At 64.4% G+C, this 14,211-nt stretch carries 13 protein-coding genes and 1 tRNA gene; 2 read left to right on the top strand and 12 right to left on the bottom strand.

The genetic code is table 11. The annotated features are described in order from the left end of the window. The first annotated feature begins 21 nt into the window (after positions 1-21). A complete protein-coding gene (locus tag ACZ1I2_RS19695) occupies positions 22-1,035 on the top strand; it encodes a glycosyltransferase family 2 protein (RefSeq protein WP_465176120.1) in 1,014 nt (337 codons plus the stop codon). Between the two features lie 41 nt (positions 1,036-1,076). Here ACZ1I2_RS19695 and ACZ1I2_RS19690 read toward each other — a convergent pair whose 3' ends face one another. From ACZ1I2_RS19690 to ACZ1I2_RS19650, 9 genes are all read right to left on the bottom strand, one after another. Beyond that, positions 1,077-1,943 (bottom strand): glycosyltransferase, encoded by an 867-nt coding sequence (locus ACZ1I2_RS19690; protein ID WP_465172493.1) that lies wholly within the window; start codon positions 1,941-1,943, stop codon positions 1,077-1,079. A 403-nt stretch (positions 1,944-2,346) separates the two neighbouring features. Beyond that, positions 2,347-3,000, bottom strand: a complete 654-nt coding sequence (locus ACZ1I2_RS19685; protein WP_465181500.1) for a metallophosphoesterase — start codon at positions 2,998-3,000, stop codon at positions 2,347-2,349. 743 nt (positions 3,001-3,743) lie between these two features. Next, a tRNA-Glu gene (locus tag ACZ1I2_RS19680) sits at positions 3,744-3,819 on the bottom strand. A gap of 51 nt (positions 3,820-3,870) precedes the next feature. Further along, the gene (locus tag ACZ1I2_RS19675; protein ID WP_465176121.1) at positions 3,871-4,266 is read right to left on the bottom strand and encodes a VOC family protein; all 396 of its coding nucleotides are present in this window, start codon (positions 4,264-4,266) and stop codon (positions 3,871-3,873) included. Between the two features lie 13 nt (positions 4,267-4,279). Next, complete coding sequence (gene recJ, locus ACZ1I2_RS19670; protein WP_465172509.1) at positions 4,280-6,043, bottom strand: single-stranded-DNA-specific exonuclease RecJ; 1,764 nt, start codon at positions 6,041-6,043, stop codon at positions 4,280-4,282. 57 nt (positions 6,044-6,100) lie between these two features. Beyond that, positions 6,101-7,381: a glycosyltransferase gene (locus tag ACZ1I2_RS19665; protein ID WP_465176122.1), complete on the bottom strand. Its 1,281-nt coding sequence runs from the start codon at positions 7,379-7,381 to the stop codon at positions 6,101-6,103. A gap of 32 nt (positions 7,382-7,413) precedes the next feature. Next, the gene (locus tag ACZ1I2_RS19660; RefSeq protein ID WP_465172511.1) at positions 7,414-8,112 is read right to left on the bottom strand and encodes a prolyl hydroxylase family protein; all 699 of its coding nucleotides are present in this window, start codon (positions 8,110-8,112) and stop codon (positions 7,414-7,416) included. A gap of 97 nt (positions 8,113-8,209) precedes the next feature. Next, positions 8,210-9,217 carry an RcnB family protein gene (locus ACZ1I2_RS19655; protein WP_465176123.1) on the bottom strand — a complete coding sequence of 336 codons (1,008 nt, stop codon included), beginning with the start codon at positions 9,215-9,217 and terminating at the stop codon, positions 8,210-8,212. Between the two features lie 108 nt (positions 9,218-9,325). Beyond that, positions 9,326-9,877 carry a (2Fe-2S)-binding protein gene (locus ACZ1I2_RS19650; protein WP_465176124.1) on the bottom strand — a complete coding sequence of 184 codons (552 nt, stop codon included), beginning with the start codon at positions 9,875-9,877 and terminating at the stop codon, positions 9,326-9,328. Positions 9,878-9,969: 92 nt separating this feature from the next. Here ACZ1I2_RS19650 and ACZ1I2_RS19645 point away from each other — a divergent pair, with 92 nt between their 5' ends. Then, entirely contained in the window at positions 9,970-10,770 is an 801-nt protein-coding gene (locus tag ACZ1I2_RS19645) for a DODA-type extradiol aromatic ring-opening family dioxygenase (RefSeq protein ID WP_465176125.1), read from the top strand. 146 nt (positions 10,771-10,916) lie between these two features. Here ACZ1I2_RS19645 and ACZ1I2_RS19640 read toward each other — a convergent pair whose 3' ends face one another. From ACZ1I2_RS19640 to ACZ1I2_RS19630, 3 genes are all read right to left on the bottom strand, one after another. Beyond that, positions 10,917-11,678, bottom strand: a complete 762-nt coding sequence (locus ACZ1I2_RS19640; RefSeq protein WP_465176126.1) for a class II aldolase/adducin family protein — start codon at positions 11,676-11,678, stop codon at positions 10,917-10,919. Positions 11,679-11,922: 244 nt separating this feature from the next. Then, complete coding sequence (locus ACZ1I2_RS19635; protein ID WP_465176127.1) at positions 11,923-13,062, bottom strand: CaiB/BaiF CoA transferase family protein; 1,140 nt, start codon at positions 13,060-13,062, stop codon at positions 11,923-11,925. Continuing rightward, positions 13,059-14,195 (bottom strand): CaiB/BaiF CoA transferase family protein, encoded by a 1,137-nt coding sequence (locus ACZ1I2_RS19630; protein ID WP_465176128.1) that lies wholly within the window; start codon positions 14,193-14,195, stop codon positions 13,059-13,061. The genes ACZ1I2_RS19635 and ACZ1I2_RS19630 overlap by 4 nt, the downstream gene beginning before the upstream one ends. Positions 14,196-14,211 lie beyond the last annotated feature (16 nt).

The following is a 14,211-nucleotide window of genomic DNA, read 5'->3' as shown; positions in this document are numbered from 1 at the left end:
CGCCCGAGCCGGAGAATGCCAATGCTCAATCGCGGGAACTCGCCGAGTCTATCGACCGCCGCAGAGCCAAATGCAGCGATGGAGATACCCCTGGTATCGGTCCTGCTCGTCAACTGGAACACGAGGGAGATGACGCTTGAGTGCATCCGCTCGATCTATGCCGAGACGAAGGAGGCGCGGTTCGAAGTTATCGTTGTCGACAACGGTTCGCAGGACGAATCAGCGGAGGCGATCGCCGCAGAATTTCCCGATATCGTGCTGATGGCGGAACGGGAGAACCATGGCTTTGCGTTCGCTACGAATATCTCGGCCGCGCGGGCGCTGGGACGCTATCTGTTGCTGCTCAACACCGATACTGTCGTGCTCGATGGCGCGATCGACAAGCTGGTGGCCTTTGCCGAGCGTGTGCCCGGCGCGCGCATATGGGGTGGCCGGACGGTGTTTGCCGATGGCAGCCTCAATCCTGGCTCGGTGTGGGGCAAGATCACGCCCTGGAGTATGTTCTGCATGACGAGTGGGTTGACCACTCTCTTTCGTTCGAGCCGCCTCTTCAATCCCGAAGGCTATGGCGGCTGGCGGCGAGATAGCGAGCGCGAAGTCGATGTCGTCCAGGGTTCGTTCTTCCTGATCGAAAAGGCATTCTGGAACGAGCTTGGCGGCTTCGATCCGGCGTTCTTCATGTATGGCGAGGAAGCTGATCTGTGTGCCCGGGCCCGCTCGGTTGGCGCTCGCCCGCGAATGACGCCAGAGGCGACCATCATTCACTACGGGGGGCGTAGCACACGGGATGCGGCGCAGAAGATCATCTACAAACTTGGATGCCGGGTTGGGTTGATAAATCGGCATTTCAAGCCCGGCTGGCGCGCTTATGGACGTGCGCTGGTACTCCTCTGGGCATGGTGGCGCGCCAGACTCTACAGCTTGTCGGCGAGGGTAAATAAGCGTCACGCCGAAAGTTCCGCGCAATGGCGGGAAGCATGGAATCGTCGCGTCGAGTGGCGAAATGGACCAGGTATCCGTCGCGTCGGGCGTTAAATGGTGGCGCAGCGAATCTTCACGACGCTCATCCAGAATTCCTATCGTGAACTGGTATCGCGGTGCCACACATTGGCGTGACCGCGCAGGCGATTCCAAAGCGCGAGGCAGCGTCCCAGCGTCTTTATTGACAGGTAAGTGCCGATATCGATTGGCGAGATACCGGCCCGGTAAGCCCGTGTGAGCGATCCGCTGCCCGTCCCAGCCTGTGGCACCGACGCCGGGAAGCCTTCGCGGAGCTGTCGGTCGCCCGCGCGACGGCGGCTCTCTATGCGAATTAAAGAGCCAGCATCTCGCGGTGGAAAGACGGTGAAGCTGGCGGGCTTCCCGTTCGCATCGACGGCGACGCTGCGCCGCTCCTCCGATCGGAAGCGGGTCCGGACATAGCCATCATCAGCGATGATGTTAGGGAAGCGCCCAACGCGTGCCATCCCCGCCTCGGACAATCCGAAGATCCCGGATCCGATCATGTTATCCCGAATATATGGCTGGCTTTGCCAAACACGGAAATAAGCACGTACCGCTTTGCCCGAGGCACTGGTATCCACCCGGATCGCTGGAGCGGCGGCGAGCGCTTCGCCCGAGCGGAGCAGCGCTGCCGTGGCGGCGAGCGTCGCGTAGCTAACCATCACATCCGCATCCACGAAAAACCGCGGAAACACGGTCGCAAGCGCGTTGCCTTCATTGAGGGCAAGCGGTTTGGAGCCTTTGGGAAGGTCGAGCACAGTAGCGTGAGGCGCAACTTCACGCGCGATCTCGACTGTCCGGTCGCTGCAACCATTGGCCGCCACGATTATCTCCGGAAGTGCATCGGGAGGTGCGTCGCCTAATATGGCCTCGAGGCAGCGGCGGATCACAGCTTCCTCGTTATGTGCAGGGATTATAACAGAAAAGGGCAATTCGGCCATGTCTTACCCTGCCCAATATGATGCATAGGTCAGCGGCAACGTTTTGTGGGCCTTTACCCTCTAGCGATGCTTGACCCGCTTCCATTAGACATCGTGCTGTTCTGGGGCAACGGCATTCAGGTGGAATAGTTCGCGCTCATAAAATCCCAGACGTCGGGTATTCAACCTGCTGCACGCGCTTCGGGACGAGCCAGAGTTCCAAGCTATATATACCGGTGCGCGGACGACCGCGACAATCCGTCGGGCGATGCGGCGGAGGAAGGAACGCGTAAGAGCGCTCGCCAGGCGGCTTCGGCGCCAGTCCGGCGAAGTAGAGCCGCGCAAGCGGGCGCGCGTCAGCCATAGGCTGAACGTCATTCATTGCACCGCCTTCGCGGGACCATGCGGCGTTGAGAGTCCGATCTCAGGCTGGTTTCGGTTCTGCGGGGTTAGTCTGAAGCACCCATCGCTCGGTACCTTCGAAGCCCATCGCTGTCAGGCGGCCCGTCAGATAGGCCCCGGTATCAAGTCCGATACGATTTGAACGCTCGTCTACATCCGGACTGATCGTGTGGCCATGCACGATCATCTTCTCGAATGGTTCGCCGGCTCCGAGGAATTCCCCGCGGATCCAGCGGAGGTCTTCGGGTTTTTGATCCGAAAGGGCGACGCCTGGACGGACCCCTGCGTGCACGAACGAATAGTCGCCGATATTGATCTGATCTTCGAAACTGCTGAGGAACGCGACGTGCGATGGAGGGACCGCACGCTGCAGAAATTCCATGAGATCATCAAAATTGGCGTTGAGATAGTCGGCTTCCTTCATACCATAGCTGGTAATCGTCGTGTCTCCACCTATCCGGTGCAAGAACTTGACCGCTCCAAGGTTGCCGGCGACCGCAGATAGAAACACCTCCTCATGGTTGCCCAGCAGGAACCGTGCCTCTGTATTGGTCTTCGCGAGCAAAAGGAGACGCTGGACGACGTCCGCCGAATCCGGGCCTCGGTCGATTAAATCACCCAAGAAGATCAGCCTCGTCCGTGCCGGCCCGCGGTTCCTATCGTCAGTGTCGATCAAGTCCAGTAGTAGGTCGAGCAAATCAGCTCGCCCGTGGATATCTCCAATTGCATACAAGCGTTCGCCTGGCGGCGTTCGAGGAGCCAGCCTTGGCGTGACAGAAGTACTGGGAGAAAAGAATCTTTTTAGCATATTTTGCGGTTAATCTTTGCCGGGTTCAAGTTTCTGACGAGAAATTCAGAATGTTAGCTCATGGTCGTAATGCGTAAGCAAACCTATTCGCGAGAAATTTACGAGTCTCCCGCGCTTCCCGGTCTGTCCGCAATGTCGCGGAATATCCGAAACGACGGATGGCGGTTCGCGCTTCTCGACCACGCCAAATGGCGGAGAAACTCCGTGCCTTTTTCGGTGGGCTTCACGCACTCTCGTTTCGGTACCAAACTCATCCACACAAATCGCTCCATATGTATCCATTATATCTTTTGTGCGTTGCGGCAAAGTGACGATCAACGCCGATCGCCTCGCAGAGCCGGCTACCTGGCTCTCGGAGATCCCGACATCACCATTTGCCTTCGCGAGATCATCGACCGCGCGGGTCGAGATGCCCTGGATATAGGCCTGCTGCGATGTGTCCTCGTTCAAGCTGGATGTGGCCGATTTCGATGACGTGACCGCCGGTAATTGCGATTGGCAAGATATGCCAACGCATCTCATCAAAGCCCGTAAATTGTGGGACGAAATGTGGACGCGGACCTTGCTGCCTCGCCCGGACCGGCGCCAATGCGCCATTTCCCGCCTGACGATGGTGACCCCTACGGGAATCGAACCCGTGTTTCAGCCGTGAAAGGGCCGCGTCCTAGACCGCTAGACGAAGGGGCCATACTCGTTACCGAGCGTGGGCGTGCCGGTTAGGCAAATGCGGCGGGCTGGTCAACCCACTGCGTCATCTTGACGACGATGGCAGACCGCCTGGAGCTTGTTTCCGTCCGGATCGCGGACATAGGCGCCGTAATAATGGGCGTGATAATACGGCCTCAGGCCAGGGCTGCCTTCATCGGTGCCGCCATGGGATAGTGCCGCCGCATGGAAGGCATCGACCGCGGCGCGATCAGGCGCGAGAAAGGCCGCGTGCGGTCCATTGCCGGGATGAGCATCACCGCCATCGAACGGGCTGACGATGAACAGCTTGAGACCCGCCAGTTCGCCGAACACGAGCGTACCCGGCAGTTCAAACGGCTGTTTGACGCCCAGCGTGGCCATCACTGGCTCGTAGAAGCGGCGCGCGCGCTCGATATCATCGGTGCCGAAAGTGATGTGACTGAACATCGCCGTCTCCTCCTCAGTCAGCCCATGCCGCATCGTCGAGGTGCAACTCGGCGGCAGGCTTGGCCCCCCAGTCGTCGATTCGCGCCCGCCCGGCGAGCCATAGCCGGCGATGCGGCGGGGCGCCGAGCAAGGCCGCGCCCAGCGCCGTCTCGGCCTGACGGAACGCGACCGTCTTCAACACCCGTCCGTCATCGCCGCTGACGATCGCGCGGACATGGCCATTGCCGACGATATCCGCCTTCACGATGCGCACTGGCCCCGCAACCACGCGCGGCTGAGGCCAACCCATGCCGTACGGCCCGCCGGCATCCATCGCCTGTACCAGCGCAGGGGTGACGCCGCCCGCGGTCAGCAACGCGTCCAGCAGCAGCGCGCGATCGCCGATTGACCGCGTGACGGCCGCGTCGAGCCTTTCCTCGAGGAAATCGGCAAATGCCTCCAGTTGGTCCTCGGCGATCGTGAGGCCCGCCGCCATCGCATGCCCGCCGCCCGCGACGAGCAGGCCGCTGTCCTTGGCGGCCAGCACCGCCGCGCCGAGATCGACGCCCGGAATCGACCGGCCCGATCCCTTGCCGATGCCCTGTTCGTCGAGCGCGATCACCAGCGAGGGCCGCCCGAATTTTTCCTTCAGCCGTCCGGCGACGATGCCGATCACACCGGGGTGCCAGCCGCGCCCGGCCACGACCATTACCGCGCGATTGCCCTTGGCGCTGGCAAGACCCTCGGCGGCATCCTGCACGATCGTCTCGATCGCGCGCCGTTCCTCGTTGAGGCGATCGAGCTCGGCGGCGATGCCGGCGGCCTCGGCCGGATCGCGCGTGGTGAGCAGGCGCACGCCGAGATCGGATTTGCCGACCCGCCCACCCGCATTGATCCGCGGCCCCAGCGCAAAGCCGAGATCGGTCGCGGTCGGCGCGCGCGTCAGCCGTGAGGCGGAGATCAGCGCGTTCAGGCCGATATTGCGCCGCTGCGCCATCACCTTCAGCCCCTGGCTGACAAAGGCGCGGTTGAGCCCCTTGAGCGACGCGACATCGGCCACGGTGCCGAGCGCCACGATATCGAGCAGGTCGAGCAGGCGCGGCTCGGTGCGGCCCTCGAAAAAGCCGCGCGTCCTGAGCAGCCGGACCAGCGCCGCGCCGAGCAGAAAGGCAACACCGACCGCGGCGAGATGGCCGAACGCGGTGCCCTCGGCCTCGTCGAGCCGGTTGGGATTCACCAGCGCATGCGCATAAGGCAAGGCGGCCGCGCATTTATGGTGATCCACCACGATCACGTCCACGCCCGCCACGCGCGCCATCTCCAGCGCCTCGAATGCCTGGGCGCCGCAATCGACCGTGACGATCAGGCTCGCGCCTTCCTCCTTCAGCCGGACGAGCGCTTCGCCCGAGGGGCCGTACCCCTCCATCAGCCGGTCGGGGATATAGGCCCGCGCCTCCAGCCCAAGATCGCGCAGCAACAGGATCATGAGCGCGGCGGAGGTCGCGCCGTCCACGTCATAGTCGCCGAAGATCGCCACTTTCTCGCCGGCCTGGATCGCATCGGCGAGTCGCTCGGCCGCACGGTCCATGTCGCGGAAGATGGAAGGGTCCGGCATGAAGCCGCGGATGCTCGGCGCCTTGTGCGCGTCCAGCGCCTCGCGGGGGCATCCGCGCGACAGCAGCAGCTGAGTCACCAGATCGTCGGGCGAAAAGCCCGGATCGCGCGTGTCGGTTTCCAGCGCGCGCCAGCGCCAGGGTTGGCCAAGGATCGAATGCGAGATGTTGAGTACGGTGTTCACCGGCTTGCTCTCGCACATTTTGCCATGGCTGGAACAGGGGGCGAACGATGAGGGGCCTCAGGAAGGTAGCAGCCGCTCGATCGCAATCGCCGCTGCCTCGGCACCGTTTTCGGGACTGATCAGTGCGCCCACGCGTTCCGCCTCGGCGCGATAGGCCGGCCGGTCGAGCAGGGAGGAGATCATTACGGCCGCCCGGCGTGCGTTGAAGCGCCGCGCCTTGAGGACCTGGCCGATACCCATCTTGCGGATGCGATGCGCATTGTCGGCCTGATCGCCCATATGCGGCACGACCAGTTGCGGCTTGCCCGCGCGCAATGCCTGGCCCGTCGTGCCGATGCCGCCATGGTGGATGATCACTGCGGCCCTGGGGAACAGCGTGGAATGCGGCGCATAGGCGCGCACCAGGATGTTGCCCTCCGACTTCAATTTGGTTTTCTCGCCCGTCAGCAGCACCGCGCGGGCGCCGAGCAGCCTGGCCGTGGCGGCGGCCTCCTCGTAGAAATCGCCGGGTGCATAGACCGCAAACGAGCCGAGCGTGAACACCAGGGGTGGCGGGCCGTCGGCCAGAAAGGCCTCGAGCTCCGGATCGGGCGCCTCGGTCTCGCCGCCCTGGCTGTCATAGACCGGGAAGCCGACGATATCGGTATTGGCTGGCGCGTCCTTCTGGGGTGGGCCGAAGATAGGCGAGTAGCAGCACAGGGTCAGCGCGGTTTCGCGACTGATGTCGAACATCGACGGGTCACAGGCCGGGCTCAGGCCATGATGCGCCCGGACCTCGTCGACCCGCCGGCCATAGCGTAGCCGCATGACCTTGCGGATGACGCCATTGGCAAGCCGATTCCACCTGACCCCGATCGGGCTGCCCGGCCGCTGGATCAGCATCCAGAAATCCGAGGTTTTCGGCGGCGTGTGGACCGAAAGGATGGCCATCGGCTGAAGGATCACCGAGACGAGTGGCACGCGGCGTTTCTCGGCGATGATCGGCGCGCCGAACACGAACAGCGATCCGACGAGTATGTCGGCGCCACCAACTATCTCATCGAGCGCGGCGGTGCTCGATTCGAGCCAGGGCAGCAGCACCTGCTCGAGCAGATAGGTCTGGTCGGCCATGACGCGCTTGACCGCATCGTCCTCGCCCAGGCCCATGCGTTCGCGGATCGCGTCAAAGCTCGGCAGCACGGCGACCGCGTCCAGTCCCGCGGCGCGCGTCTTGGCGACATGATCCTCCGGGACTGCCAGGATGGGATGATGTCCGCGCCGTTTGAGCGCAAGGCCGATCGCCAGGAAAGGATGAAGGTCGCCGAGCGTCCCGACGGTCGTAAGCAGGATTGTACCCATGATCGGCTCGACGACATTCGGCTCGCGCCGCCTTACTGCTTCAGCCAGGCTCCCTCGCGGAACCATTTGGTGACGATGTATTTCGTGCCCTTCACCACTGGCATGCCTTCATGCAAGGTGAATTCGTTCGGGCTGCCGTCTTGATTCATGTTATTCCAAGCGAGCAGCAATCCGCGCTTCGGTGCGACGCGGATACCGGCCTGGGGAAACCAGGTCGCGCCGCCCTCCTCGACATTGTTGAGATAGATCATCGCCGTCCAGGTGCGCTGGCCGCCGCTTGCCTTCATCGCCTCCCAATAATGCTGGCCTTCATGGAAGAAATCGTGATGGGCGCGGAATTGCTGACCGGGCGCGTAGCGCTGCCCCTGCATCGTCTCGCCATTCACGGGGGGAAGGCCGAGCAGGTTGGCGATCGATTCGTCGATCGGCTGAACCTCCGGCGACCAGCGATTCATGTCGCAACTCTCGCTGGTGCGGAAGGTCGTGTCGCCGGATTCGGAGAGCAGGGTGGAGGGCCGGCGGTTCGAGTCGATCAGCCGCATCAGCGCGGTGCACTGTGCCGGGTTCAGGAAATCGAGATGGTAGTAGACCTGGGCCTTGTCGATCCTGGCGCGCTTCACCGCCGGATTCGCCTCCAGCCGTTGCGAGACGGTTTCGCCCGCGAGCTTGCGGATCGGGGACGGGCCGCCCGGTTTTTTCGGGACAAGGGGTTTTTTCGAGAACAGGGACATCGCGCCGCAATCTGCCGCTACGCCCCCAAAAAACAAGAGCTCAAAAACAAGGGGTCCGGCGACCATGCCGCCGGACCCCTCGCTTCACCGCATCCTCTTACCAGAAGATGTCGTAGACCGTGTCGACCACCTGGCCGCTATAGACATCGACCAGCAGCGCGTCGTTGTAATAGCGCACCCAGCGATACGGGCCATAGGCCGGCGGCAGGCCGTAATATTCCGGATCGTCGATCCAGTAATTCTGCTCGAACAGGATCGAGTTCAGCGTCAGGCCGATGCTGAAGCGGCGATAGCCATAATCCCAGCCGTAGGGCGCGTAATAGCGCGGCAGATGGTAGTTGTTACGGTACTGGTTGCGGCGCGACTGCCAGTTGTAGCGATTGTCGCTGCGCCAGCCACGGTTCCAGTTGCGGCCGTCATTGCCGTTCCAGCCACCGCCCCGGCCATTGTTGCCACGCCAGTTGCCGTCGTTGCCGCGACCATTGTTGCCACGCCAATCGCCGTTGTTCCGGCCATCATTGCCGCGGCCGTTGTTACCGCGCCAGTTGCCGTCGTTGCGACCGTCGTTGCCGCGGCCGTCATTGCCACGCACATTGCCGTCGCCGCGGCCGCCATTGTTGCGCCAGTCGCGATTGCCATTGCCCTGGCCCTGCTGCCAGTCGCCACGACCACCCGGGCGGCCGCCATTGGCCTGGGGCTGTTGCGGCTGCTGGGGCGGGACGGCCGCGCCGCCGTTCCGCCAGTCGACACGGTTGCCGCCACGGAAATCCGGACGGCCGGCCGGGTTGCCGGGGGCTGCCTGCGGGCGCTGCGGTTGCGGCTGCGCCTGACCCTGCTGCTGCTGCGGCGCGCGGCCCTGCCAATTGCCACGGCCCCGGTCGCCGCCCCAGCCAGCGCCATTATTGGCGGGCCGCTCGGCGCGGGGCTGCTGCTGCGGCTGCTGCGCAGGTTGTTGCTGCGGGCGCTGGAAATCGGGACGTGCCTGGCGCTGTTCGGCGCCGCGGTCCCCACCGCGATCCTGACGGTCCGCGTCGCGCGCATAGGCGGTCGCCGGCACGATGGCCGCCGTCGCCGCCAGAAGCGCGATGATAAAAGAAGTACGCATCTTAGTCCTTCCGGTACGCGGGCGCATGATTGGCCCGAACGATGCATGGCTTTTGCACTATTGGCGATGAGCCATTTCTGAATTGGGGCGACAGCATTGCGAAAGGATTCAGCGCTGCTGTCGTCCGCCCGGCGTCAGCGCCGGGACGAGCCTTGCCGCGCTCGCGGGGTCGATTCCGGGCGGGGGGCCGGCATCGATCGTTTCGTCGCCGCGCTGGACGCGCGCAGCCCGCATCACTGCCTCGACGACGCGCGGATAGACGCCGCACCGGCACAGATTGGTGATCGCGCTTTTGATATCCTCCTCGGACGGGTTCCTGTTCTTCTTGATCAACACCGCGGCGGCCATGACCATGCCGGGGATGCAGAAACCGCATTGCGGCACATTCCCGGCGATCCAGGCGAGCTGCACGGGATGGGTGCGTTCGCGTGACAGGCCTTCGATGGTGGTGACGAAGCTGCCCTCGATCGCGCCGATCGTCGCCTGGCAGGATCGCACCGCCTCACCGTCGATATCGACCGTGCAGGCGCCGCATTCGCCATTGCCGCAGCCATATTTGGTGCCCGTCAGGTTGGAGGCGTCGCGCAACGCCCAGAGCAGGGGCGTCTTCGGATCCATTTTATATTCGACGGGCTGGTTGTTGACGGTGAAGCGGGTCATGCCAGCAGCTTAGGGCAAAGGCGGGTATTGGGAAACGGCGTGTTTCCGGGCGCGCGATTGCGATGGGACAGGGCAGGGCCGATATCCCGTTTATGACACTTCCCACGCTCTTCGTGCCGCATGGCGGCGGCCCCTGCTTCTTCATGGACCCGGCCGGCGGCCCGCCCGATCCGATGTGGCGGCCGATGCAGGCGTATCTCGCCGGCCTGATCGCGTCGTTGCCCGAGCGGCCCAAAGCGATCCTGATGGTCTCCGGTCATTGGGAAGAAGAGGATGTGACGGTCCATGTCGGCAATGGCCAGCCGTTGCTGTACGATTATTACGGCTTTCCCGAGCACACCTATCATCTGCGCTGGGATGCGCCCGGCGCGCCCGATGTCGCGCGCCGAGCCGAGGCGCTGCTCGAACATGCCGGCTTCCCGGTGCGCGAGGAGAAGGCGCGGGGCTGGGACCACGGCGTCTTCATCCCGATGATGGTCGCGGTGCCCGGCGCGGATATCCCGCTGGTACAGCTGTCGTTGCGCAAGGATCTCGACCCCGCGACCCATATCGCCATCGGCCGCGCCCTGGCGCCGTTGCGCGACGAAGGCGTGCTGATCGTCGGGTCGGGCATGAGTTTCCACAACCTGCGCGCCCGCGGCCCGCAGGTCACGCCGGTGGCGGATCAATGGGATGCCGCGCTGACGGCGGCCGTGACCGATCCCGATCCTGCCGCACGCGCGGATCGCGTGGCGCGCTGGGAGGAGCTGCCTCATGCGCGGTTCGCGCATCCCGAGGCGGAGCATCTGCTGCCGCTGATGGTGGCGGTTGGTGCCGGCGGTGAGGGGCCGGCGGTGTGCGACTATGCCGACCATGTGATGGGCTGGGCGGTGTCGGGCTACAGGTTCGGCTAGAGTTCCTCCCCGGAACGGGGAGGGGGACCACGAAGTGGTGGAGGGGCTTGGAGCGAGGCCACGTCGCCGCGCTCCAAGCCCCTCCACCACCCGCTGAAGAAGCGGGTGGTCCCCCTCCCCCGGTTCCCGGGGGAGGAATAGAAGGATCAGTTCCGCCAGCTCGTGTCGATCTTGTCGACCAGCCGCACCATCGCGTCGAAATCGGCCTTGCCCGGCCCGCCGGGGATCGAGACCTGGTGCAGGTCGCGCTGGTGCACCGCGACCACTTCGGGCGGCACTTCGATCGGCGTGCCCATGCCGGCGGTCGCGACCTGGATCTCGCAGGCGCGCTGCAGCGACCAGTGCTTGATAAAGGCCTCGGGCAGGGTCCGGCCCATCACCAGGATGCCGTGGTTCTTCAGCAGCATCACGCGTTTGTCGCCGAGATGCTCGAGCAGCCGCTCACCCTCCTCGTCGCGCACCGTCACGCCCTCGAAGTCATGATAGGCGATCTGGCCGATGAAGTTGCATGCGTAGAAGTTCGTCGCGCGCAGCCCGCCCTCGACCGAGCTGACCGCCATGCCCGCCGTGGTGTGGGTGTGCATGATGCAATGCGCGTCGGGCAGGTGCCGGTGGAACAGCGCATGCTGGACGAAGCCCGCCCGGTTCACCGGATAGGGATTGTCGTCGAGCTTGTTGCCGTCGATGTCGATCTTGACCAGGGTCGAGGCGGTGACCTCGCTGAAATGCAGCCCGAACGGGTTGATCAGGAACGCGCCTTCCTCGCCCGGGATCTTCAAGGTGATGTGGTTGTAGATCATCTCGGACCAGCCGAGCATCGCGAACACGCGGTAACAGGCGGCGAGCTGCTGGCGCGCCTCCCATTCGGCTTCGCTCATCTGCGAATTGCGAAGGACGGCGGTGGCCATGGCGCTTTCTCCTATGGGTTCTTCTTTGCAACCCATATCGCATGACGGCGCGAGACAGGCAAATCTTTCGGTCCGCCGGGATCGATCCTCGGGAAGATATGGGACACCAGCATGTCCCATATCTGTCGATCAGAATTTCAGAATATTATATTGAATATCAATAGTTTGATGAAGTTTTCTCCCATCGCGATCCGTGAAGTCAGGGGGGATCGTTTCGTGCATGATACGATGCGCCATGGCGTCCCTAGGCTGCGCCCATTGCCCCCGCCGCGTGCAGCGCGGCGATCTCGTCTTCGGAAAAGCCGTAGTCGGCCAGGATCGTGTCGGACTCGGCCGGACCGGCCATCACCGGGGGCACGGTGTCGCTGACTGAATAGCGTGGGGCAGGGGCCGGCTGGAGCACGCCGCCGGCTTCCACGAAAGTGCCCCGCGCGCGATTATGCGGGTGCGCCGCCGCGTCGTCGAAGCCGAGCACCGGCGCGAAACATGCCTCGTGCCCGGCAAAGGCCTCGACCCACTCGGTCTGCGACCGTTCCCGGAACCGGCGCGCCAGGTCGGCCGTCAGCGTCGGCCACATGGCGGGCGCGAACTGAGCGTCCCATTCCGCGCCTTCGAGGCTCATCACCGCGCGCAACGCCTTGTAGAATTGCGGCTCGATCGCCCCGATCGCCACCCATTTGCCGTCAGCGGTCTCATAGCTGTCGTAGAAATGCGCGCCGCCATCGAGCAGGTTGGTGCCGCGCGCATCGCCCCAGCGGCCCATCGCGCGGAACCCCCACATCATGCTCATCAGCAGCGCGGAGCCGTCGGTCATCGCGCAATCGACCACCTGGCCGCGCCCGGTCGCCTGCGCCTGCAGGATCGCGGCAAGCATGCCGAAGGCGAGCATCATGCCGCCGCCGCCAAAGTCGCCGACCAGGTTGATCGGCGCGACCGGCTTGCCGCCCGCCTCGCCAAAGGCATGGAGCGCGCCCGAGATCGCGATGTAGTTGATGTCATGCCCGACATCGGCCGCCATCGGCCCGGTCTGTCCCCATCCGGTCATACGGCCATAGACGAGCCCCGGATTGTCGGCGAGCAGTACCTCGGGGCCCAGACCCAGCCGCTCCATCACGCCGGGCCGGAAGCCCTCGATCAGGCCGTCACAGCCCTGTGCAAGCCGCCGTACGGCAAACATCGCCTCGGGCTTCTTCATGTCGAGTTGAATCACGCGGCGGGAGCGCAGCAACGGATCCTTCGCCGCCACCGAGAAACCACCGCCGTCGCCCGGCCGCTCGATCCGGATCACTTCGGCACCGTGATCGGCGAGCATCATCGCGCAGAACGGGCCGGGGCCGATCCCCGCCATTTCGAGGATACGCAGGCCGGCCAGAGGTCCGCTCATAAGGGGTCGTCCTGTCCCAGCATCGGCGCGGCGCGCTCGAGCGCGAGCGGTGCGTCGGAAAAGCGGATCGGCGTGCGCAGCCCCGGGATGGCCATGCCGTCCCGGTCGAGCGTCAGCGCCATGCCGCGATGGACGATCTGCGGATCGGCAAAGGCCTGGGCCACCGAGTTGATCGGTCCCGCGGGCACCCCCACGGCTTCGAGCGTCGCCAGCAAGGCGTCGCGTTCGTGCTGCGACGTCGCCTCCCGGATCGCCGCGAACAGCGGCTCGCGACATTCGAGCCGCCCGGCATTGGTCGCGAAGCGCGGATCGGCCCGGAGCGCATCCAGTCCGAGTGCGTCGCAGAAGCGGACGAACTGTCCGTCATTGCCCACCGCGAGGATGAACCATCCGTCGCTGGTCGGGAAAACCGCATAGGGCGAGACGTTGAGATGCGCATTGCCGAGCCGCGGCGGCGTCACGCCGCTGACGAAATAGTTCATCGCCTGGTTGGCGAGCACGCCGACCATCGTGTCGAACAGCGCCATGTCGATCTGCTGCCCGCGCCCGGTCTTCTCGCGCTGGGCGAGCGCGGCCTGAATCGCGATCACCGAATAGAGCCCGGTCATGATGTCGGCGAACGCCACCCCGACCTTTTGCGGCGCGCCGTCCGGTTCGCCGGTCAGGTCCATGATGCCGCTCATGCCCTGGATGATGAAGTCGTAGCCCGCACGGCTCGCATAGGGCCCGTCCTGGCCGAAGCCGGTAATCGAGCAATAGACCAGCCGCGGGTTGATCGCGCTGAGGCTCGCATAATCGAGGCCGTATTTGGCGAGTCCGCCGACCTTGAAATTCTCGATCAGCACATCGGCATCGGCGACCATGCGCCGCACCTCGGCCTGGCCTTCCGCCGTGCGGAAATCGAGGACGACCGATTTCTTGCCGCGATTGGTCGCGTGGAAATAGCCGGCGTCGCGGCTGCCGTCGGGGTTCTCGATAAAGGGCGGTCCCCAGGTGCGGGTATCGTCGCCCTCGGGGCTTTCGACCTTGATCACCTCGGCGCCGAGATCGGCCAAGGTTTGCCCCGCCCAAGGGCCGGCGAGGATGCGGGCGAGTTCGATGACCTTGAGGCCTGTGAGGGGAGGGGTGTTCACTCCTTGTGCTCCCGCG

The sequence above is a fragment of the Sphingomonas sp. BL-S-29 genome (assembly GCF_055521495.1).
The sequence above is the reverse complement of the archived record's forward strand: the minus strand, read 5'-3'. Positions and strand labels throughout refer to the sequence as shown.

What these genes read in the sequence shown, in the direction of transcription:
- ACZ1I2_RS19665 (WP_465176122.1), bottom strand. Translation starts at nt 7,381, where the DNA reads ATGGGTACAATCCTGCTTACGACCGTCGGGACGCTCGGCGACCTTCAT.
- ACZ1I2_RS19690 (WP_465172493.1), bottom strand. Translation starts at nt 1,943, where the DNA reads ATGGCCGAATTGCCCTTTTCTGTTATAATCCCTGCACATAACGAGGAA.
- ACZ1I2_RS19660 (WP_465172511.1), bottom strand. Translation starts at nt 8,112, where the DNA reads ATGTCCCTGTTCTCGAAAAAACCCCTTGTCCCGAAAAAACCGGGCGGC.
- ACZ1I2_RS19675 (WP_465176121.1), bottom strand. Translation starts at nt 4,266, where the DNA reads ATGTTCAGTCACATCACTTTCGGCACCGATGATATCGAGCGCGCGCGC.
- ACZ1I2_RS19645 (WP_465176125.1), top strand. Translation starts at nt 9,970, where the DNA reads ATGACACTTCCCACGCTCTTCGTGCCGCATGGCGGCGGCCCCTGCTTC.
- ACZ1I2_RS19650 (WP_465176124.1), bottom strand. Translation starts at nt 9,877, where the DNA reads ATGACCCGCTTCACCGTCAACAACCAGCCCGTCGAATATAAAATGGAT.
- ACZ1I2_RS19635 (WP_465176127.1), bottom strand. Translation starts at nt 13,062, where the DNA reads ATGAGCGGACCTCTGGCCGGCCTGCGTATCCTCGAAATGGCGGGGATC.
- ACZ1I2_RS19655 (WP_465176123.1), bottom strand. Translation starts at nt 9,217, where the DNA reads ATGCGTACTTCTTTTATCATCGCGCTTCTGGCGGCGACGGCGGCCATC.
- ACZ1I2_RS19640 (WP_465176126.1), bottom strand. Translation starts at nt 11,678, where the DNA reads ATGGCCACCGCCGTCCTTCGCAATTCGCAGATGAGCGAAGCCGAATGG.
- ACZ1I2_RS19695 (WP_465176120.1), top strand. Translation starts at nt 22, where the DNA reads ATGCTCAATCGCGGGAACTCGCCGAGTCTATCGACCGCCGCAGAGCCA.